Source organism: Pseudomonas oryzagri (genome assembly GCF_020831405.1).
Taxonomy (GTDB): domain Bacteria; phylum Pseudomonadota; class Gammaproteobacteria; order Pseudomonadales; family Pseudomonadaceae; genus Geopseudomonas; species Geopseudomonas oryzagri.
In genome coordinates this window covers 615,996-637,059 of sequence record NZ_JAJHPU010000043.1, presented here as the reverse complement: position 1 = coordinate 637,059, position 21,064 = coordinate 615,996, and the positions used below count along the sequence as shown (strand labels likewise).

Genomic DNA, 21,064 nt, shown 5'->3' with positions numbered 1-21,064 from the left:
ATCAGTGCGCCGGAGGATGGTGCAGGGCGCGCAGATCCATCAGCCCGGCGAGCGGCATTTCGCCCTCGAGCAAAGCCAGGGTCGCGGTATTGAACGGCAGCGGGGTCTGCAGATGGCCATACACCAGAAGGCCCGCCAGCATGCCGATCAACGGCTGGTGGCTGACCACCAGCAGCTTGCCCTCGCGACGTCCGGCCAGCATGCGCAGGGCCTCGCGCGGGTCGTCGTCGGGAGTGACGCCATCCACGGTGATCAGCTTCGCGCCGCCGCCCAGCGCCTCGTGCACCAGGTCGGCGGTTTGTCGGGCGCGTACGTAGGGACTGACCAGGATGGCATCCAGATCCTCGCCGAGCAGATGGCCGGCGGCATGCAGAGCCTCCCGCCGGCCGTGCTCGGTCAGTTCGCGCAGATGGTCACCGCTGCGCACGTAGGGGCCGGCCTGGCCATGGCGCAGCAGCCACAGCCTCACGCCTTGGGCTCCTTGGGCTCCTTGGGCTCCGTTGGCTCTGTGGGCTTCGTAGGTTCGGTGGGCTCGGTGGGCTCCGTGGGAAGAATGTCGTCCGGGCCAGTTTCGGGTCGAGGCTCGACCTGCGGGGGCTGGGCGACCTCGGGCGACACTTCGCCGGCGGGCTGCACATCCACATCGGCCGGCGTCGCGGGTGCGCTTTGGCTGCGCGGCGCGGACGACGCCTCGGCTACCGCTGACTCGTCACGGGGCGCTTCCGGCTCCGGCATGCGCACGTCGGCGGGGGTCACCACTATCACGCACTCCCCTTGCGGTTCGCGCGGCGTCGGCCAGTCGGCGAACGGCCAGGGTTTCTCGTCGCTGTGGAAGCTGCCGAAGCGGCCGATCTGCGCCAGGTACTGGCTCAGGCTATCGCCGAAATTCATCACATCCAGGTGCGGCCGCCCCTTGAACAGTCGATAGATCAGCTGCACCACCACCACCGCCAACAACACCAGCTCGGCGACCCTCCAGACGAGCACGAAGAGCGCCATCCACAGCACTCGCAAGGCCAGGTTCTCACAGCTCTGTTTGTTCTCGGACATGCAACGCTCTCCCTAGAAGTCGCCGGCAGCAATGAAATCGACATCGGTCTTCGGCTCCCCCGACATCAACAGGCCGATCACCTGCTCGAGGGTACGGCCTTCGAAAAGTATGGCATGCAGACCGGCGACCAGCGGCATGTAAACACCGAGCTGATCGGCACGGGCCTTGAGTACGCGAATGGTGTTGACCCCTTCGGCCACCTCGCCCAGGCGCTCGACCGCGGTTTCCAGGCTCAGACCCTGGCCCAGGGCGAAGCCGACCTGATAGTTGCGACTCTTCGGCGACGAACAGGTGACGATCAGGTCGCCGACCCCGGCCAGACCGAGGAAGGTCATCGGATTGGCGCCCATCTTCACGGCGAAGCGGGTCATCTCGGCCAGCGCGCGGGTGATCAGCATGCTCTTGGTGTTCTCGCCCATGCCCAGCGCCGCGGCCATGCCGGACATGATGGCGTAGACGTTCTTCAGCGCACCGCCCAGTTCGACGCCGAAGCGGTCGCGGCTGGCGTAGACGCGGAAGGTGCGCCCGTGCAGGGCCTGCTGCACGCGCTGGCAGAGCTCCTCGTCCTCGCTGGCGATCACCGTGGCGGTCAGTGCGTGCTCGGCGATCTCGCGCGCCAGGTTCGGCCCGGACAGCACGCCGATACGCGCCTGCGGGGCGATTTCCTCGAGGATCTGGCTCATCAGCTTGAAGCTGTCCGCCTCGATACCCTTGGTGGTGCTGACCAGCAGCTTGCCGGCGAGCAGGCCCGCCACCGGTTGCAGGGCGGCGCGCAGGGCCGAGGACGGCAGGACCACGAACACCAGCTCGCAGGCCTGCAGGGTGGCGGCCAGGTCGGTGACCGGCTCGACCGCCGGGTGGACCTTGATGCCCTTCAGGTAGCGCGGGTTCTCGCGGTTGGTACGGATGGCCTCGGCCTGCGCCGCATCACGCATCCACAGGAACACGCGCTGGCCGTTCTCCGCCAGCAGGTTGGCCAGGGCGGTACCGAAGCTGCCGCCGCCGAGCACGGCAATGGGTTGCTGCTCAGTCATGATGAGTCCATAGCGCGCCGCTTCTTGCGGCAATCCTCGCATTATACGAGGCGACCGGCGGTCGGCCAGCCTGGTGTGATCCGTTCGTGCTGGCGGAACGCCTGCTCTCGGGTAACATGCGCGCCGGCAAATACGCTGGATTGGAGACGGAGCTCGTGTCCCCCCCCTTGCGCGCCTCGCTGGCGCTCTATCTCGGCCTGCTGGCCACCACGGAAGTACCGGCCGACGACCTGTTCGTCGATGCGGCCGACCTGCCCCAGGTTCTCACCGCCACGCGCCTGCAACAGTCGCCCGCCGAGGTGCCGGGCAGCGTCAGCGTGCTCGACCGCGCGCTGATCCGCGCCAGCGGCGCCCGCGACCTCGCCGAACTGCTGCGCCTGGTGCCGGGCATGCTGGTGGTGTCCGATGGCAACCTGACCACGGTCAACTACCATGGCAGCAACGCCGCCCAGGCCCGCCGCCTGCAGGTGCTGGTGGACGGCCGTTCGGTCTACCACCCGGGCTTCGCGCGGGTCGACTGGAGCGACATCCCGGTCGCCATCGAGGATATCGAGCGCATCGAGGTATTCCGTGGCCCGAACACGGTCAGCTATGGCGCCAATGCGCTGATGGCGGTGATCAACATCATCACCCGCCTGCCGCACGACACCCCCGGCACCCGCCTCAAGGTCACCCGCGGCGAGCGCGGCATCGCCGACTGGTACGCCAGCCAGGGCGAGGGCTGGAGCAGCGGGGACCTGCGCCTGTCGCTGTCCGGCTGGGAGGACGACGGCTTCGATCACGACAGTGAGGGCCGGGACGCCCGCGACGATCGCCGCCTCAACCGTCTCAACCTGCGCGTGCAGCAGGAGCTGGACCCCAGTCAGTCGCTGGACTGGCAACTGGCCCTCAAGGAAGGCACCAACCAGGCGCCCACCAGCTACGAGCGCGCGGCCTTCCCGATCAGCTTCGAGCCCTGGGAGCAGGACGACGAGGCGGACGTCCGCGCCCGCGACTATGCCACCAGCCTGCGCTGGAACCTGGAACGCAATCCCGATCACCGCCTCTATGTGCAAGGCTCGCTGCAGCACTGGGAACGGCTGCGCGAATGGCGCGCCTGCGAAGGGCAGATCGCCTTCAGTCCGCAGCTGTATCAGCTCTGGTCGCTGTCGCCCCGCTACGTGCAGTTGCTGGGGCGCAACCTGCGCCAAGGTATCCTCACGGCGCCCGAAGGCAGCGCGGAACAGGAGGCCCTGGCCGGCCAGGTGATCGGCCAGGTCCTGGCCACCGTCGACCCGGCCACCGGCACACTCGCCCACAGCTGCGGCCTGATCAACGAGGACACCCGCGAAAACCGCTTCGACCTGGAGCTGCAGGACACCATCAGCCTGTCCGACGGCCTGCGCCTGGTCAGCGGCCTGAGCTATCGCCACGACGAGGGTGACAGCGAAACCCACCTCGGCGGCACGCTGGACAAGGACATCGGCCGCGCCTTCGGCCAGTTCGAATGGCACCTCGACCGCCATTGGCTGCTGCAGGGCGGTGCCATGCTCGAGCACGACAGCAGCGCCGGCGAATCGCTGTCGCCGCGCCTGGCCCTCAACTACCTGTTCACCCCGGCACACAGCCTGCGTGCCGTGTATTCCGAGGCCGTACGCTCGCCGGACATGTTCGAAAACGATGCGCAATGGAGCTACCGGGTGCGCGACCTGCGCCCCGCCGCCCTGGGCCGCAGCGAGGCCTGGTATTTCGCCCACGCCCAGGGCAGCGACGATCTCGAACAGGAGCATATCCGCTCCCGCGAACTGGGCTACAACGGCCACTTCGCCGAACTGGGCCTGCGCCTGGACGTCAAACTGTTCGATGACAAGATCAATGACCTGATCAGCGAGACGCTCACCCTCGAAGAGTTCATGCCAACCAACGACAATAGCCTGCACCTGCGGGGTGCGGAAGGCGAAGCGGACTGGCAGCTGAGCGCCACGGATCGCCTGCGCCTGAGCTACGCCTACATCCAGCTGGATGCCTCGCATCCCAAGGATGAGAGGGTGAGCCCGCGCCATAGCGGCTCCGCCGCCTGGCTGCGCGACTGGGGACGGGACTGGTCGAGTTCGCTGATCTACTACGGTGCCGATGCGCTCAACAGCTACCGCTTCGAGCGCCTCGACCTGCGCCTGGCCAAGCGTCTACCGCTCGGCAGCAGCCAGATGGAACTGGCGGGCGTCCTGCAGCAACGTCTGGACGACGAGCCGCTGGGCTGGTCTGACAACAACTACGATGAGCGCCAGGTTTTCTGGGTTACCGCCGAGCTCGAATTCTGATCATGCCGACTCTCTCAAGGATGAGAAATCTGGCCGTACGCCTGCTGCTCTGCATGCTGGCCGCCAGCCCGCACGCCCATGCAACGGAGGTCCTGGTCGCCGCCAGCCAGGACAGCCCGGCCCTCCAGCGCTTCGTCGCCGAACTGGCCGGACGGCGCCCGCAGGACCAGGTGCGCTTCCTGACGGTCGCCCAGTTGCCTGCGCCGACCGCCCTGCCCGCCGACAGTCGGCTGATTCTGCTCGGCGCCGATACCCTCCCCTGGCGCCTCACCAGCGCAGGCGGCCCGCCGACCCTGGTCCTGCAGATCAGCCGGGTGCAGGCTTATCGCCGCCTGAGTGGCCATCACCCGCCGCGCCTCACCCTGCTGTGGAGCGATCCGCCGCCGGCCCGCCAGCTGCAGCTGATCCGCCAACTGCTGCCGCAGGCCCGCCGCGTCGGCCTGGTCTACAGCAACGCCAGCCGCTTCCTGGTCCGGGAAATCCGCCAGCAGGCCGCTGCCCAGGGGCTGGCGCTGAGGGCCTGGTACTGGCCCGATCCCCAGGACAGCCGGACGCTCAACCGCATGCTCGAGGAAAGCGACGTGGTGCTCGGCCTCGACGATCCTGCGCTATACAACTCCGCCACCATCAAAGGCGTGCTGCTGGCCAGCTATAGCCGTCGCCTTGCACTGATCGGCCCGACGGCCGCCTTCATCCGCGCCGGCAGTCTGAGCAGCACCTTCAGCGACCAGCAGGACTGGCTCGACGAGCTCGACCGGCTGCTGTCGCGGCCGCCACAAGAGTGGCCACGCGAGGCCTACCCGAGCGCCTTCAAGGTGCTCGGCAACCCGCAGGTCGCCCGCTCGCTGGGCATCGAGGCCGGCGACGACCGCGATCAGGCCCGCAGTCTTCTCGAATGGGAGCAACGCCGATGATGCTGCGCTGGCGCCATAGCGACATCCGCACCCGGACCCTGGCCATGAGCCTCGGCCCGGCCCTGCTGCTGACCCTGCTGCTCACTGGCTACCTTACCTATGCCCGCCTGCAGGACCTGCACAAGGAGCTGACCCAGACCGGCCAACTGATCGCCAACCAGCTGGCACCGGCCGCCGAGTACGGGGTGATTGCCGGTAACACCCCGATCCTCGATGGTCTGCTGCGCGCCAGCCTGAACAACCCGCACGTGCGCTTCATCGAGGTGCGCGACCGCGAGCGGCTGACCCTGGCCTATGTCGAGCGCCCGCACAGCGGCGGCGATGCCCAGGTCGAGGTGTTCGTGGCCCCCATCCTGCGCCAGCGGATCAAGCTCGATACCACCTTCCTGCTCAACCCGCCGCAAGTGCAGGTCGGCGATGCCGAGGACGAGATCGGCCAGGTGGTGGTCGGCATGAGCGACGAGGCCTTCCGCCAGCGCCAGACGCAGATCCTGCTGCGCGCCGCCACGCTGGTATTAATCGCGCTGGCCTTCACCCTGCTGCTCGCCTACCGCCTGGCGCGCAGCCTGTCGCAGCCGATCCGCAAGATGGGCAAGGCGGTGGAAGCCATCCAGGGCGGCGACTACCACACCAAGCTGCCGGTCAACGACAGCAGCGAGATCGGCGATCTGGCGCGCCACATCAACCACCTGGCCGCGGGCCTCGAACAGGCCCAGGCCGACCAGCAGCGCAGCATCGCCCAGTTGGTGGCGGCCCGCGAGGAAGCCGAGAAAGCCAACCGCGCCAAGTCGGACTTCCTGGCGATGATGAGCCATGAGTTGCGTACCCCGATGAATGGCGTACTGGGCATGCTGCAGCTGCTGGAAACCACCGAGCAGACCAGCGAGCAGTCCGAGTACACGGCCCTGGCCACCGAATCCACCGAGCACCTGCTCAAGGTGATCAACGACATCCTCGATTTCTCGCGCATCGAGCGCGGTTCGCTGGAGCTGGAGAACATTCCGTTCCGCATCCACGAGTTGATCGCCAGCTCGGTGCAGGTCTTCCGTCCCGGCGCCCAGCAGCGCGGTCTGCAGCTGCTGCTCGACACCCAGGCGGGGCTGGAGAACCTCGAGGTGCGCGGCGACCCCACCCGCCTGCGGCAGATCCTGGTCAACCTGATCGGCAACGCACTGAAATTCACCGAGGAAGGCCACGTCAGCGTGACCACCCGCTGGAAGGTGCTCGACCAGCAGCAGATGCTCTGGCTGACCATCGCCGTGCAGGACACCGGCATCGGCATCCCTTCCGAGCGCCTGCAGCACATGTTCGATGCCTTCGAGCAGGCCGACACTTCCACCTCGCGGCGCTACGGGGGCACCGGCCTGGGCCTGTCGATCGCCCGCACCCTGGCCGAACGCATGGGCGGCGGCCTGCATGTCGAGAGCGTCGTGGGCAGTGGCTCGACCTTCTCCCTCGAGCTGCCGCTACCCTGGCGCTACTGCCAGGAGGGCGAACAGGCCCTGCTGCTCGACGAGCTGGAGCAAGGCGGCGGCCATACGGTGCTGCTGGTGGAGGACAATCCGGTCAACCAGACGGTAATCGAGGCGATCCTGCGCAGCCTGGGCTTCAACGTCCAGTTGGTCAGCAACGCCCTGAAGGCGCTGCAGGCGCTGGACGAGCAGCCCTTCGCGGCCGTGTTGATGGACTGCCGGTTGCCCGACCTCGACGGTCTCAGCGCCACCCGGCAAATCCGCGGCGGCAGCGGACCGAACCGTCATGTGCCGATCATCGCCCTGACCGCCAACGCCCTGCAGGGTGACCGCGAGGCATGTCTCGCGGCCGGCATGAACGACTATCTGGCCAAGCCCTTCAAACGCTCGGATCTGAGGGCGATCCTGCAGCGCTGGGTACAGAACCGACCATAGACGGCTGGCGCAAAAGCGCGAAATACGGCACCCTTGCATCCGCACAGTCGTGGCTGGCGGCATTCGTTGCCGGGTGCGCCCCGTCGGTCTGTGACTTTCATCAACTGGCCATAGTCTATAACCAGACCATTGCCGCGCTCCCACCGGGAGGGGCGAGGCCAGAAAAGATCTGCCCCCTGCGCTCAGGGACCGTCGAGGAGCTCGCATGACCAAACAAAACGCCTTCACTCGGGAAGAACTGCTCAGCTGCAGCCGCGGTGAACTGTTCGGCCCGGGTAACGCGCAACTGCCCGCCCCCAATATGCTGATGATCGATCGCATCGCTCACATCAGCGAAACCGGCGGCAAGTACGGCAAAGGCGAAATCGTGGCCGAGCTCGACATCCACCCCGACCTGTGGTTCTTCGGCTGCCACTTCGAGGGCGATCCGGTGATGCCGGGCTGCCTGGGCCTGGACGCCATGTGGCAGCTGGTCGGCTTCTATCTCGGCTGGCAGGGCAATCCCGGCCGCGGCCGTGCCCTGGGTTCGGGCGAGGTGAAATTCTTCGGCCAGGTCCTGCCGACCGCCAAGAAAGTTACCTACAACATCCACATCAAGCGTACCATTAACCGCACGCTGATCCTCGGCATCGCCGACGGCACCGTCAGTGTCGATGGCCGCGAGATCTACAGTGCCGAAGGCCTGCGCGTCGGCCTGTTCACTTCCACTGACAGCTTCTAAGGGTTACCCGCATGCGTCGCGTCGTAATCACCGGGATGGGCATCGTGTCCTGCCTCGGCACTGACAAAGAGACCGTTTCCGCCAACCTGCGCGCCAGCAAATCCGGCATTCGCTTCAACCAGTCGTATGCCGACATGGGTCTGCGCAGCCAGGTTTCCGGCTCGGTCAACCTCGACCTCGAAGCATTGATCGACCGCAAGGTCTACCGCTTCATGGGTGACGCCGCCGCCTTCGCCTACCTGTCCATGCAGCAGGCGATCAAGGATGCCGGCCTGACCGAGGAAGAGATCTCCAACCCGCGCGTCGGCCTGATCGCCGGCTCCGGCGGCGCTTCCACCTTCAACCAGATGGAAGCCCTGGATACCCTGCGCGAGAAGGGCGTCAAGCGCGTCGGCCCGTACCGCGTGCCGCGCACCATGGGCAGCACCGTGTCGGCCTGCTTGGCCACCCCGTTCAAGATCAAGGGCGTCAACTACTCGATCTCCTCGGCCTGCGCCACCAGCGCCCATTGCATCGGCAATGCCATGGAGCAGATCCAGCTGGGCAAGCAGGACATCGTGTTCGCCGGTGGCGGTGAAGAAGAACACTGGAGCCAGAGCTTCCTGTTCGACGCCATGGGCGCCCTCTCCACCCAGTACAACGCCACCCCGGAGCAGGCCTCGCGGGCCTACGACGCCAAGCGTGACGGCTTCGTGATCGCCGGCGGCGGCGGCATGGTGGTGGTCGAGGAGCTGGAGCACGCGCTGAAGCGCGGCGCCAAGATCTACGCCGAGATCGTCGGCTACGGTGCCACCTCCGATGGCTACGACATGGTCGCGCCGAGCGGCGAAGGCGCGGTGCGCTGCATGCAGCAGGCCCTGGCCACCGTCGACACCCCGATCGACTACCTGAACACCCACGGCACCTCGACCCCGGTCGGCGACGTCGCCGAAGCCAAGGCCGTGCGCACCGTGTTCGGCGACAAGGCTCCGGCCATCAGCTCGACTAAGAGCCTGTCCGGCCACTCGCTGGGCGCCGCCGGCGTGCAGGAAGCGATCTACACCCTGCTGATGATGGAAGGCAACTTCATCGCCGGCTCGGCCAACGTCGAAGAACTGGACCCGGAAGTGGCCGATCTGCCGATCGTCACCCAGACCCGCGAGGACGTCACCCTCAACACGGTGATGAGCAACAGCTTCGGCTTCGGTGGCACCAATGCCACCCTGGTACTGAAGCGCTGGACCGGCAAGTAAGCCGCTCCCGCTCCTCCGCAACGGCACCTTCGGGTGCCGTTGTCGTTTCTGCGCCCGGCGCCGCTGCCAACCGTGGGCACCCGGAGAGGCGAAGCCCCGGCGCACCCACGCCGGGCATCGTCCCGGAGCCGCTCAGCGCACCTGAAAGCGTTGCTCGGCCAGCTTGCGGTCGCCCTGGAACACCAGGAAGCGCCATTCTCCCGGCACCACCTCGTGCGGCTCGCTGAATTCGAATGCCATCACGTCCTGGACCGCATCCGGCGCCAGCTTCTGGATCACCTCGAAACGGTCGTGGCGCTCACCGTCCGGAGTAACCACCCCGGGCGTGAGATACAACAGGGTCAGCGGCACGTCGTCCGCCTGCTTGCCGCTCAGGCTCAAGCGCAGGCCGAACTTGGTACCCAGCTTGGCCGGAATCTCGGTGGCGGTCTGGATCTGCTGATTGCTGCGCAGCAAGACCCGCTCGCCCGGCTGCACATCGCGCTGCGGCGTCTCGAACACCCCGTACTCGACCGGCCCCTCGACGCGCACCTCGGCCACGGCCAGACCGGACGCCAGACCCAGCGCCGCCAGCGCTCCCATCTTGAACAGTCGCATGTCGCTCTCCTCGTTTGCGATGGCGCGAGCCTATGACTTTTGCATGACGAAGCGATGACGATCGGACGACGTCGACCAACAAAAATGCCGCTCGCCCCGGAGGGCGAGCGGCATCTTCGAAACCACTGCGGCTAAAGGTCGACCGCTCAGGCCGACAGTTCGACCAGCAGCTTGTTCAGGCGCTGCACGTAGGCGGCCGGATCCTTGAGGCTGTCGCCGGCGGCCAGCGCCGCCTGATCGAAGAGGATGTGCGACAGATCGGCGAAGCGCTGCTCGTCGGCCTCGGCATCCAGCTTCTCGATCAGCGGATGCTGCGGATTGATCTCGAAGACCGGCTTGGACTCCGGCACCTTCTGCCCGCTGGCCTCGAGTATCTGGCGCATCTGCAGGCCGAGGTCCTGTTCGCCGATGGCGAGGATCGCCGGCGAATCGGTCAGGCGGTGCGACACACGCACCTCGGCGACCTGCTCGCCGAGTGCGGACTTGAGACGTTCGAGCAACCCCTCCTTGGCCTTAGCAACCTCCTCCTGGGCCTTCTTGTCCTCCTCGGAGTCCAGCTTGCCAAGGTCGAGATCGCCACGGGCGACATCGACGAACTGCTTGCCGTCGAACTCCGGCAGGTAGCTCATCAGCCACTCGTCGATGCGGTCGGTGAGCAGCAATACCTCGATGCCCTTCTTGCGGAACACCTCGAGGTGGGGGCTGTTCTTGACCTGCAGGTAACTCTCGCCGGTCAGGTAGTAGATCTTGTCCTGCCCTTCCTTCAGGCGGCCGAGGTAGTCGGCCAGAGACACGCTCTGCTCGCCGGACGCGTCGTTGGTCGAGGCGAAGCGCAGCAGACCGGCGATCTTCTCGCGATTGGCGAAGTCCTCGGCCGGCCCCTCCTTGAGTACCTGACCGAAGGCCTTCCAGAAGCTCTGGTAATCTTCCGGCTTGTCCTTGGCCAGTTTCTCCAGGGTGTCGAGGACACGCTTGGTCAGCGCCGACTTCATGGAGTCGATCACCGGATCCTTCTGCAGTATCTCGCGGGAAACGTTCAGCGACAGATCGTTGGAGTCGACCACACCCTTGATGAAGCGCAGATACAGGGGCAGGAACTGATCGGCCTGATCCATGATGAACACGCGCTGCACGTAAAGCTTGAGGCCCTTGGGCGCCTCGCGATGGTACAGGTCGAACGGCGCCTTGCCAGGCACGTAGAGCAGCGAGGTGTACTCGAGCTTGCCCTCGACCTTGTTGTGGCTCCAGGTCAGCGGGTTTTCGAAGTCGTGGGCGACGTGCTTGTAGAACTCCTGGTACTCCTCGTCCTTCACCTCACCGCGCGGACGGGTCCAGAGCGCGCTGGCGCGATTGACGGTTTCCCACTCGATCTCTGCAGGCTTGTCCTTCTCCTCATCGCCTTCCAGAGAAGACAGGGACTCCTTGGGCAGCTCGATGGGCAGGCCGATATGATCGGAGTACTTCTTGACGATGTTGCGCAGGCGCCAGCCGTCGGCGAATTCCGCCTCGTCGCTCTTCAAGTGCAGGACGATGCGGGTGCCGCGCTCGGCCTTGTCGATAGTGGCGATGTCGAATTCGCCTTCGCCCTTCGAGCTCCAGTGCACACCCTCGTTGGCCGGGCTGCCGGCGCGGCGGGTATAGACGTCGACCTGGTCGGCGACGATGAACGCCGAGTAGAAGCCCACACCGAACTGGCCGATCAGCTGGGAGTCCTTCTTCTGATCGCCGGAGAGATTCTTGAGGAATTCGGCGGTGCCCGACTTGGCGATGGTGCCGAGGTGGGCGATCACCTCGTCGCGGCTCATGCCGATGCCGTTGTCCTCGAGGGTGACGGTACGCGCTGCCTGGTCGAAGCTGACGCGGATCTTCAGCGGGTCACCGCCCTCGAACAACTCTGGCTTGGCCAGCGCCTCGAAACGCAGCTTGTCGGCGGCGTCCGAGGCGTTGGAGATCAGCTCGCGCAGGAAGATCTCCTTGTTCGAATACAGGGAATGGATCATCAGGTGAAGCAACTGCTTCACTTCGGTCTGAAAACCCAGGGTCTCTTTGCGAGTCTCCACGCTCATGAATGCGAACTCCACGGATGATGACAGGGCCGCTAGGCGGCGAACGCCATGGATATGGAGACTTCCTCCGCGATTTCAAGGGCTTGGCCTCAAGGCTCGAGCAGCTGAATCTCCACCACTTCACTGGGGCGCAGGAGGAAATTCGCCTCGCCCTGCCCGCCCAGCGAATGCTGGATCACCAGACGCCCCTCTGGATTGACCCCGGAGAAACGGCCCTCGGCGCTGCGGCCGCGTTCGGTCTGCACACGCACCAAGGCGCCGAGGAAGCGGCTGGGCGAATCCAGTAGACGCTGCAGCGAGAAGCCGATGCGCCGATCCACCGGGCGCTCCTCGCCGCGCACGATGGTGGTCGGCACCGGCACGGTACGCTCCTCTTCCGCTTCGCTGGGCGGCGGCAACTCAGGCGCGTCGTCGCCCTTGACGCGCCAACCATGCACCTCGCTGCGCGTCAGACTGATGGGTATGCGCCGGGATACGCCAGCGATCCGCGCGTCCGTCTCGAAATCAAGCTGCAGGGCATCGAGATCCAGCGGCGGGATGGCTTGCAGTTCGACCGCCCGGGTACGGTGCTTACGCTGCAGGTAGTCCCTGACCACCCAGGCGAGGGTTTCCTGGGAGTGGTAGCGGGTATCGACGCGCTCGCCGCGATAGCGCAGACGATTGGTGAACAGTTCCACCGAGCCGGTCAGCGAAGTGCGGTAGCCGGCCGGTAAAACCAGGTGGAGATCGCCGCGCAACAGGTTGGGCGCCTCCTCATGCAGATCCAGATGCAGGGTGTAGCCGCCAGAGACCAGCCGCGTCACGGGGAGATCCTGCTCGGCCAGCAGCCATTTGAGTTCGATTTGCGGCAGGTCGGCGACATCCTCGGGGAGGACATCGATGCTGAGATCGCCGCCACGATAGCCGCCTGGCAAGCGGATGGTCAGTTCGCGATGAGTGAAGGTGTCCCCCTCACGGAGCAGCAGGGTGCCGTCGATCAGTTCGCCCAGACTGGGCGCGAAGGGCTCGCCATTGAGTTCGCCGAGCAGCTGAATGTTCAGCCCGCTGTCGATCTTCGGCTGGGGCTCCAGCCAGTCCAGACTGAGGATAGCCGCCAGACGCTCGGGGTTGTGGTTGGCCAGCATGGTCACGCCAACCACCAGGGGAATGAAACCCATCCCGAGCAACAGCACGGGACTGGCAGCCCGGCGCCAGTGCGCCACGACGAATGCCAACGTCAGCGGCGGCAACAAGCTGCCGTAACCCCACAACAGACTCGTCGAAAAGGCTCGCGCCACCAGCCAGACCAGGCCACAAAGTATCAGCAGCAGGCCGCCGACGATCAGCAGGGCATCCATTCGACAGAACTCCAGTGGGTGAAAGATATCCGCCGGCTGCCGGTCGGCTGCCGGAAGAGCGGTGCGTCAGGGGAGCGACCGATGCGCTCCTGCGACAAGTGACTCATGCACAAGACCTTTAGGCGAAGTATCGGCTCGGGGCGGGCAATCATATCCGCAGCCATCGCCCGGCCAAAGTTGCAGCCCGCACAATTCCCTCAACGCAAGGAACTTTACTGCGCAGCACCACTCCAATTTTTTGACTAAAACATTCAGGGTGTTCGCCGCGTTTCGCAGCTGATGGAGCGGCGAGCCCCAGCCGGCAAAATTCCAGCCTCAGGGAAACATCCCCTGACGTCCCTGGAATTGGCCATCTTCTGTTATATGGACACCCCAAGGAGTTCCAAAATGCAAAAATCGCTGACCTACGCCCTCCTGCTGGCCGCCACCCTCGGCCTGACGGCCTGTGGCGACAAGAGGGAGGAGGAGAAGACCGCACCAGCGAGCGGAACTCCCGCCCCCTCCACCCAACCGATGGACACTCCGTCCCAGCCGCCGGCCGTCACTCCGCCCCCCGCGCCGCAGCCGCAGCCGCAGCCGACTCCCGGGGAAGCTGACAAGCCCATCGAAGAACAGAAGCAGCAGTAAGCCTGCGCAAAGCACCAGAGCCCGCCCCGCTCCGCCCGGAACCTTCCGGAGGATGCCGGGCGGGTTTTTGCTTTTCTCCCGTGCGGCTCGCGCCCCTACTCCGCCTTGTCTCTGGACGGCTCGACCAGTGGGGTCGGGCTGTAGACCATCACCTTGAGCACGTCCGAGTGGAACTCGCGGCGATATAGCACCAGTACCACGCCAGTGGTGGCCAGCATGTACAGCCATGGGTTGATGAACCAGGCCAGGGCAGCCAGACCGAAATAGTAGGAACGCAGGCCCAGGTTGAACTGGTTGGCCGCCATCGAGAGCACCCGTGCCGTGCGCTCGGCATAGGCGCGGCGCTCCTGCTCGGTGACATGCCGCTCACCGATCATCGGCGCGGCGCCGACCAGCACCGCCGAGAAGTTGTACTGCCGCATGCACCAGCTGAAGGTGAAGAAGGAGTAGATGAACACCAGCGCCACGCAGATCAGCTTGATCTCGGAGATTTCCTGGCTCGCCGGCTGAACGAAGGGCAGCTCGGCCAACACCGACACCGCCCGTTCGGTAGAGCCAAGCACGGTGAGGATACCGGCGAGAATGATCAGCGTGCTGGAGGCGAAGAAGGAGGCATTGCGCTCCAGATTGCCGATCACATTGGCGTCGGCGATGCGGTTCTCGCGCATCAACAGTCGACGCATCCAGTCCTCGCGGTACAGGTGCAGGACACTGGCCAAACAGGGGGTATCCTTCCCCTTCCGGATCGCGTAGCCGGTGTAACCCAGCCAGCAGAAAACAAACCAGCCGAGCGCGAGAATATGCGGCAGGTACTGTTGATCGTACGACATGGCAACTCCTTGTAGAAACCCGGGCAATTTATCGCCTGCTGGCCCGCCCGGCTCAGCGGACTCCGCGCAAACGGTCGTAGCCCGCCGCCAGCAACAGGGTCGCCAGCACCGGCAGCAGCCATCCCAGGTTGTGCTCGGCCAACGGCAGCGCCTCGAGACTGTCCGGCACCAGGTCGACCAGACCCGCCGTCGCCAACCCGGCGCACAGACCGAACACCAGGGTCACCGCCATCACCGGCACGAACACGCGCGATGGTTGCAGCCACATCCCGTCCACCAGGCTCAGTGCGACCAGTACAATGGCCAACGGATACAGCCCGACCAAAACCGGCACGGAAATACTGATCAGCTGGGTCAGTCCAAGATTGGAAACCAGCAGGCTGAACAGGCTGCAGAGAATTACCACGCTGCGATACGACACCGGGAACTGGCTGCTGAAGAACTCGCCACACGCCGCAATCAGGCCTACCGCCGTGGTCAGGCAGGCCAGACCGATAACCAGCGCCAGCAGCAGGCTGCCGAGGGCACCGAAGGTATGCTGCACATAGGCCGTAAGGATTTGCACGCCATTCTGTGCGTCGCCGGCGATGCCCTGGCTGGTAGCGCCTAAACGGAACAGGGCCAGATAGACCAGAGCCAGACCACTGCCCGCGATCAGCGCGGCGATGATCGAATAGCGGGTAACCCGGTGCGCCTTGTCCACCCCACGGTCACGGATGGCAGTGGCGATAACGATACCGAATACCAGAGCGCCCAGGGTATCCATGGTCAGATAGCCCTGCAGGAAGCCCTGCATCAGCGGCGCCTCGCGATACTCGGGAGCAGTGACCCCAACCCCGCCGGCCGGGGCGAAGATGGCGGCGCCACCCAGCACCAGCAGCCCGCCGATGAGCACCGGGGTGATCAGCTTGCCGACCCGCTCGAGCAGGCGACCGGGATTGAGGGAGAGGAACAACACAGCAAGGAAATATCCCAGCGAGTAGATCGCCAGCGGCAAAGGCCCCTCACCCGTGAAGGGCGCCACTCCCATCTCGAAGGACACCACCGCGGTCCGCGGCGTGGCGAACAGGGGACCGATGGCCAGGTACACCAGCACGGCAAACAGCAGCCCCGCACTTCTGCCGAGCGGTGCGGTGAGCTGCTCCATGCCGCCACCGACCCTGGCCAGAGCCACCACGGTGAGCAGCGGCAGGCCAACACCGGTCAACAGGAACCCCAGCGCCGCGCTCCAGACGGCCTCGCCCGCCGCCATACCGGCACTCGGCGGGAAGATGATGTTCCCGGCACCGAGAAACAAAGCAAAGGTCATGAAGCCGAGGCCCAGTACATCGGCGGTTTTCAATCGAGTCATGCATCCAACCAGAAAAGAATGTCGAAATCCGGTGCACGCCCCAAAAGCAAAGAGCCACCATAATGGTGGCTCTTTCCGTGATGGACGAACCCCGGGGGTTATTTCATGGACCACCCAGTGGCCTCGGCCAGCGCCTTGCCGATATCGGCCAGCGAACGAACCGTGGTCACCCCGGCATCCTGCAGGGCGGCGAACTTCTCGTCTGCCGTGCCCTTGCCGCCGGAGATGATGGCCCCGGCATGGCCCATGCGCTTGCCGGGCGGCGCGGTGACGCCGGCGATGTAGGACACCACCGGCTTGCTCACGTTGGCCTTGATGAAGGCCGCCGCCTCTTCTTCGGCGCTGCCGCCGATCTCGCCGATCATGACGATGGCTTCGGTCTGCGGGTCCTGTTCGAACAGCTTGAGAATATCAATGAAGCTCGAACCCGGGATCGGGTCACCGCCGATGCCCACGCAGGTGGACTGGCCGAAGCCGGCGTCGGTGGTCTGCTTCACCGCCTCGTAGGTCAGGGTGCCGGAGCGCGACACGATGCCGACCTTGCCGGGCAGGTGGATGTGGCCGGGCATGATACCGATCTTGCACGCCCCCGGGGTAATCACGCCGGGGCAATTCGGCCCGATCAGACGAACGCCCAACTCGTCGCACTTGACCTTGACCTCGAGCATGTCGAGGGTCGGAATGCCTTCGGTGATGCAGATGATCAGCTTGATGCCGCCGAATGCGGCCTCGAGGATCGAATCCTTGCAGAACGGCGCCGGGACGTAGATCACCGACGCGGTGGCGCCGGTGGCGGCCACGGCATCCTTGACGGTATCGAACACCGGCAGGCCGACGTGGGTCGTGCCTCCCTTGCCGGGCGTCACGCCACCAACCATGTGGGTGCCATACTCGATGGCCTGGACCGAATGGAAGGTGCCCTGACTGCCGGTGAAGCCCTGGCAGATGACCTTGGTATCCTTGTCGATCAGGATGCTCATTACTTGCCCTCCGCGGCCTTGACGACCTGCTGCGCGGCATCGGTCAGACTGGTCGCCGCAATGATGTTCAGACCGCTTTCTGCCAGCACCTTGGCGCCCAGTTCGGCGTTGTTGCCTTCCAGACGGACCACTACCGGCACCTTGACGCCCACCTCCTTCACCGCGCCGATCACGCCCTCGGCGATCATGTCGCAGCGCACGATGCCGCCGAAGATGTTGATCAGCACCGCCTTCACGTTGGCATCGGAAAGGATGATCTTGAACGCCTCGACCACCCGCTCCTTGGTCGCGCCACCGCCGACGTCGAGGAAGTTGGCCGGTTTGCCGCCGTGCAGGTTGACGATGTCCATGGTGCCCATGGCCAGACCGGCGCCGTTGACCATGCAGCCGATGTTGCCATCCAGCGCCACGTAGTTGAGTTCCCACTTGGCGGCGTGGGCCTCGCGCGGATCGTCCTGCGACGGGTCGTGCATCTCGCGCAGCTTGGGCTGGCGGAAGATCGCGTTGCCGTCGATGTTGAGCTTGGCATCGAGGCAGTGCAGATGGCCGTCCTTGGTGATCACCAACGGGTTGACCTCGAGGAGGGCCAAGTCGTAGTCCTGGAACAGTTGGGCGAGGGACACGAAGATCTGCGCGAACTGCTTGATCTGGTCGCCCTTGAGGCCGAGCTTGAAGGCCAACTCGCGACCCTGGAACGGCTGCGCGCCGACCAGCGGGTCGATGGTGGTCTTGAGGATCTTTTCCGGGGTTTCGTGAGCGACCTTCTCGATGTCCACGCCGCCCTCGGTGGAGGCCATGAACACGATGCGCCGCGAGGAACGGTCGACCACCGCGCCCAGATACAGCTCCTTGGCGATATCGGTGCAGGATTCGACCAGAATCTTGCTGACCGGCTGCCCGTTGGCATCGGTCTGATAGGTCACCAGGCGCTGGTCCAGCCACTGTTGGGCGAAGGCCTTGGCTTCCTCCTTGCTACGAACCAGCTTGACGCCACCGGCCTTGCCGCGACCGCCAGCGTGCACTTGGGCCTTGACCACCCAGGCGCTGCCGCCAATCTTGTCGCAGGCCTCAGCGGCTTCCTTCGGAGTATCGACTGCGTAGCCCCGGGACACCGGCAACCCATACTCGGCAAACAACTGCTTACCCTGATATTCGTGAAGATTCATGTTTCCATACCACTTTAGTTGTAAGTATTGGCGACCGAAATCCTAACCGGGAAAACGCTGCAGTGACTAGAGCGTAAGACGCCAACTTCCAAGCGCCAGCCTATCTGGAACGACAACGGCCCCTGACAGCCGGAGCACTTGACTCCAGCCGGCAGGGGCCGCTGTAGGGGTGGCCGGACGACGCAACTGGTCATCCGGCTCCGGGCGCCTTAGCGCTTCTTGCGATTGGCGATGTGGATGGCGTGGCCATTCACTGCCAGGGCTGCCTCGTGCAGGCCTTCCGACAGGGTCGGGTGCGAGAACACCATCATGCCCAGATCCTCGGCGCTGGAGCCGAATTCCATGGCGATGGCGCCCTGCTGCACCAGCTCGGCCGCGCTCGGGCCGATCACGTGCACACCGAGCACACGGTCGGTCTTGGCATCGGCGATGACCTTGATCAGACCGTGGGTGTCGTTGGCCGCCATGGCGCGACCGCTGGCGGCGAAGGGGAACACGCCGACGTTGACGGCAACGCCTTCGGCCTTCAGCTGCTGCTCGGTCTTGCCGACCGCGGCGATTTCCGGGTGGGTGTAGATGACCGACGGGATCAGATCGTAGTTGACCTGAGCCTTGTGACCGGCGATGCGCTCGGCAACCATCACGCCCTCTTCCGAGGCCTTGTGGGCCAGCATCGGACCGCGAACCACGTCGCCGATGGCGTAGACGCCCGGCACACTGGTGGCGCACTGGTCGTCGACGAAGATGAAGCCGCGCTCGTCGAGAGTCACGCCACTGTCGGCAGCCAGGACATCCTGGGTCACCGGGCGACGGCCGACGGAGACGATCAGCTTGTCGAAGGTCAGCTGCTGCTCGCCGTTGGCATCGGTGAAGAAGACGGTGACCTGCTTCTTCTTGACTTCCGAACCGGTGACGCGGGCGTTCAGGCGGATGTCCAGACCCTGCTTGGTCAGCAGCTTCTGGGCTTCCTTGGCGACCTGCTCGTCGACCGCCGGCAGGAACTTGTCCTGAGCCTCGATCACGGTGACTTCGGCACCCAGGCGGGCCCACACCGAACCCAGTTCCAGGCCGATGACACCGGCACCGATCACGCCCAGCTTCTTCGGCACGCTCTGGAATTCCAGGGCGCCGGTGGAGTCGACGATGGTGTCCTGGTTGACGAGCGCCGGCGGAATGTCGATCGGCTTGGAGCCGGAAGCGATGATCACGTTGGCGGCTTCCAGCACTTCGACCTTGCCGTCTTCAGCGGTGACTTCGACCTGCTTGCCAGCCAGCAGCTTGCCGTGGCCTTCGATCATGGTGACGCCGTTCATCTTGAACAGGCCGGCGATACCACCGGTCAGGTTCTTCACGATGTTCGCCTTGCGCTCGATCATCGCCGGGACGTCCATGTTGACGCCCTTCACCTCGATACCGTGAATGCCGAAGCTTTCCTTGGCCTCGTGGTACTTCCAGGAGCTGTCCAGCAGCGCCTTGGACGGGATGCAGCCGACGTTCAGGCAGGTACCACCCAGGGCGACCTTGCCATCCTTGCCCTTGTATTTCTCGATGCAGGCAGTCTTGAAGCCGAGCTGGGCCGCACGAATGGCCGCAACGTAACCGCCGGGGCCACCGCCGATCACAACCACGTCGAATTTCTGGGTCATAACTCTCGATCCTTTTGGGATGAACCGGACGGCCCCCGTGTCAGGGGCCGTCGTGGGAGAACAGCCGGATCAGACGTCCAGCAGCAGACGAGCCGGATCTTCCAGCAGGTCCTTGATGGCAACCAGGAAGCTCACCGCTTCCTTGCCGTCGATCAGACGGTGATCGTAGGACAGCGCCAGGTACATCATCGGCAGGATGACCACCTGGCCGTTGACCGCCATCGGGCGCTCCTGGATCTTGTGCATGCCGAGGATCGCGGTCTGCGGCGGGTTGACGATCGGGCTGGACAGCAGCGAGCCGAACACGCCGCCGTTGGAAATGGTGAAGGTGCCGCCGGTCATCTCTTCGATGGTCAGCTTGCCTTCCTTCGCCTTGCGGCCGTAGCTGGCGATGGTGCCTTCGATCTCGGCCAGACTCATCAGCTCGGCGTTGCGCAGTACCGGAACCACCAGGCCACGGTCGCTGGACACGGCCACGCCGACATCCGAGTAGCCGTGGTAGACGATGTCGTTGCCGTCGATCGAAGCGTTCACGCCCGGGAAGCGCTTCAGCGCCTCGGTGGCGGCCTTGACGAAGAAGGACATGAAGCCCAGACGCACGCCGTTGTGCTTCTTCTCGAACAGGTCCTTGTACTTGTTGCGCAGGTCCATGATCGGCTTCATGTTGACTTCGTTGTAGGTAGTCAGCATGGCCATCGAGGACTGGGCCTCGACCAGGCGCTCGGCGATCTTGGCGCGCAGGCGGGTCATCGGCACGCGCTTCTCGACGCGATCGCCCACGGCGAAGATCGGCGCCTCGGCAGCCGGGGCAACCGGCTTGGCAGCCGGAGCCGGAGCTTTCTTGGCCTCGACGGCAGCGACGGCGTCTTCCTTGGTGACGCGACCGCCCTTGCCGGTACCCGGAATGGCGTTGCGATCCAGGTCGTTCTCGGCAGCGATCTTGCGCGCAGCCGGCGACAGGATGGCTTCTTCGGCAGCGGCGGCCAGGGCTGCAGCAGCGGCAGCCGGGGCCGGGGCAGCAGCAGCTGCCGGAGCGGCAACAGCGGCGCCGCCTTCGCTCAGGGTGCCCAGCAGTTCGCTGCTGAGTACGGTGTCACCCTCGTTCTTGACGATTTCGGCCAGGACGCCATCGGCTTCGGCCAGAACTTCCATCACCACCTTGTCGGTTTCGATGTCGACGATCAACTCGTCACGCTTGACGGCATCGCCGGGCTTCTTGTGCCAGGTAGCCACGGTGCCGTCGGCGACGGATTCCGGGAAAGTCGGGGCTTTGATCTCAATAGCCATTCTGTGCATTTCCTATGG

At 65.1% G+C, this 21,064-nt stretch carries 17 protein-coding genes and 1 pseudogene; 6 read left to right on the top strand and 12 right to left on the bottom strand.

Annotation, left to right across the window (positions count from 1 at the left end; all coding sequences use genetic code 11):
- Window position 1: 1 nt before the first annotated feature.
- The 3 genes and pseudogenes from sixA to LMJ29_RS19575 form a co-directional block, all read right to left on the bottom strand.
- A complete protein-coding gene (gene sixA, locus LMJ29_RS19585; protein ID WP_229607190.1) occupies window positions 2–469 on the bottom strand; it encodes a phosphohistidine phosphatase SixA in 468 nt (155 codons plus the stop codon).
- 236 nt (window positions 470–705) lie between these two features.
- Window positions 706–1,050: pseudogene (locus LMJ29_RS19580) on the bottom strand (DUF4389 domain-containing protein); the annotation flags it as partial.
- Between the two features lie 12 nt (window positions 1,051–1,062).
- Window positions 1,063–2,085, bottom strand: coding sequence for an NAD(P)H-dependent glycerol-3-phosphate dehydrogenase (locus LMJ29_RS19575; RefSeq protein ID WP_229607189.1), 1,023 nt, complete (start codon window positions 2,083–2,085; stop codon window positions 1,063–1,065).
- 116 nt (window positions 2,086–2,201) lie between these two features.
- Between LMJ29_RS19575 and LMJ29_RS19570 the strand changes: the two genes are divergently transcribed.
- From LMJ29_RS19570 to fabB, 5 genes are all read left to right on the top strand, one after another.
- Window positions 2,202–4,385: a TonB-dependent receptor plug domain-containing protein gene (locus LMJ29_RS19570; protein WP_229607246.1), complete on the top strand. Its 2,184-nt coding sequence runs from the start codon at window positions 2,202–2,204 to the stop codon at window positions 4,383–4,385.
- Window positions 4,386–4,405: 20 nt separating this feature from the next.
- On the top strand, window positions 4,406–5,299 hold the full coding sequence (locus LMJ29_RS19565; protein WP_229607188.1) for an ABC transporter substrate binding protein: 894 nt from the start codon (window positions 4,406–4,408) through the stop codon (window positions 5,297–5,299).
- Between the two features lie 2 nt (window positions 5,300–5,301).
- Complete coding sequence (locus LMJ29_RS19560; RefSeq protein WP_377655874.1) at window positions 5,302–7,206, top strand: ATP-binding protein; 1,905 nt, start codon at window positions 5,302–5,304, stop codon at window positions 7,204–7,206.
- A 205-nt stretch (window positions 7,207–7,411) separates the two neighbouring features.
- Window positions 7,412–7,927 (top strand): 3-hydroxyacyl-[acyl-carrier-protein] dehydratase FabA, encoded by a 516-nt coding sequence (gene fabA / locus LMJ29_RS19555; protein ID WP_229607186.1) that lies wholly within the window; start codon window positions 7,412–7,414, stop codon window positions 7,925–7,927.
- An 11-nt stretch (window positions 7,928–7,938) separates the two neighbouring features.
- Window positions 7,939–9,159 carry a beta-ketoacyl-ACP synthase I gene (gene fabB / locus LMJ29_RS19550; protein WP_229607185.1) on the top strand — a complete coding sequence of 407 codons (1,221 nt, stop codon included), beginning with the start codon at window positions 7,939–7,941 and terminating at the stop codon, window positions 9,157–9,159.
- A gap of 132 nt (window positions 9,160–9,291) precedes the next feature.
- Here fabB and LMJ29_RS19545 read toward each other — a convergent pair whose 3' ends face one another.
- The 3 genes from LMJ29_RS19545 to LMJ29_RS19535 all read right to left on the bottom strand — a co-directional run bounded on the left by LMJ29_RS19545 (window position 9,292) and on the right by LMJ29_RS19535 (window position 13,159).
- Window positions 9,292–9,756 (bottom strand): DUF3859 domain-containing protein, encoded by a 465-nt coding sequence (locus LMJ29_RS19545; RefSeq protein ID WP_229607184.1) that lies wholly within the window; start codon window positions 9,754–9,756, stop codon window positions 9,292–9,294.
- A 146-nt stretch (window positions 9,757–9,902) separates the two neighbouring features.
- Window positions 9,903–11,822, bottom strand: a complete 1,920-nt coding sequence (htpG, locus tag LMJ29_RS19540; protein ID WP_229607183.1) for a molecular chaperone HtpG — start codon at window positions 11,820–11,822, stop codon at window positions 9,903–9,905.
- Window positions 11,823–11,911: 89 nt separating this feature from the next.
- Window positions 11,912–13,159: an MFS transporter gene (locus LMJ29_RS19535; protein WP_229607182.1), complete on the bottom strand. Its 1,248-nt coding sequence runs from the start codon at window positions 13,157–13,159 to the stop codon at window positions 11,912–11,914.
- A gap of 387 nt (window positions 13,160–13,546) precedes the next feature.
- Between LMJ29_RS19535 and LMJ29_RS19530 the strand changes: the two genes are divergently transcribed.
- Entirely contained in the window at window positions 13,547–13,786 is a 240-nt protein-coding gene (locus LMJ29_RS19530) for a hypothetical protein (protein ID WP_229607181.1), read from the top strand.
- 95 nt (window positions 13,787–13,881) lie between these two features.
- Here the strand turns inward: LMJ29_RS19530 and LMJ29_RS19525 are convergent, their stop codons facing one another.
- The 6 genes from LMJ29_RS19525 to odhB all read right to left on the bottom strand — a co-directional run bounded on the left by LMJ29_RS19525 (window position 13,882) and on the right by odhB (window position 21,046).
- Window positions 13,882–14,616, bottom strand: coding sequence for a DUF599 domain-containing protein (locus LMJ29_RS19525; protein WP_229607180.1), 735 nt, complete (start codon window positions 14,614–14,616; stop codon window positions 13,882–13,884).
- Window positions 14,617–14,668: 52 nt separating this feature from the next.
- On the bottom strand, window positions 14,669–15,967 hold the full coding sequence (brnQ, locus tag LMJ29_RS19520) for a branched-chain amino acid transport system II carrier protein (protein WP_229607179.1): 1,299 nt from the start codon (window positions 15,965–15,967) through the stop codon (window positions 14,669–14,671).
- A gap of 98 nt (window positions 15,968–16,065) precedes the next feature.
- The gene (sucD, locus tag LMJ29_RS19515) at window positions 16,066–16,947 is read right to left on the bottom strand and encodes a succinate--CoA ligase subunit alpha (protein ID WP_229607178.1); all 882 of its coding nucleotides are present in this window, start codon (window positions 16,945–16,947) and stop codon (window positions 16,066–16,068) included.
- Window positions 16,947–18,113, bottom strand: coding sequence for an ADP-forming succinate--CoA ligase subunit beta (sucC, locus tag LMJ29_RS19510; protein WP_229607177.1), 1,167 nt, complete (start codon window positions 18,111–18,113; stop codon window positions 16,947–16,949). Before sucC ends, sucD begins: the two co-directional genes overlap by 1 nt.
- A gap of 209 nt (window positions 18,114–18,322) precedes the next feature.
- A complete protein-coding gene (lpdA, locus tag LMJ29_RS19505; RefSeq protein WP_229607176.1) occupies window positions 18,323–19,759 on the bottom strand; it encodes a dihydrolipoyl dehydrogenase in 1,437 nt (478 codons plus the stop codon).
- A 69-nt stretch (window positions 19,760–19,828) separates the two neighbouring features.
- Window positions 19,829–21,046 carry a 2-oxoglutarate dehydrogenase complex dihydrolipoyllysine-residue succinyltransferase gene (gene odhB / locus LMJ29_RS19500; protein WP_229607175.1) on the bottom strand — a complete coding sequence of 406 codons (1,218 nt, stop codon included), beginning with the start codon at window positions 21,044–21,046 and terminating at the stop codon, window positions 19,829–19,831.
- Window positions 21,047–21,064: the final 18 nt, after the last annotated feature.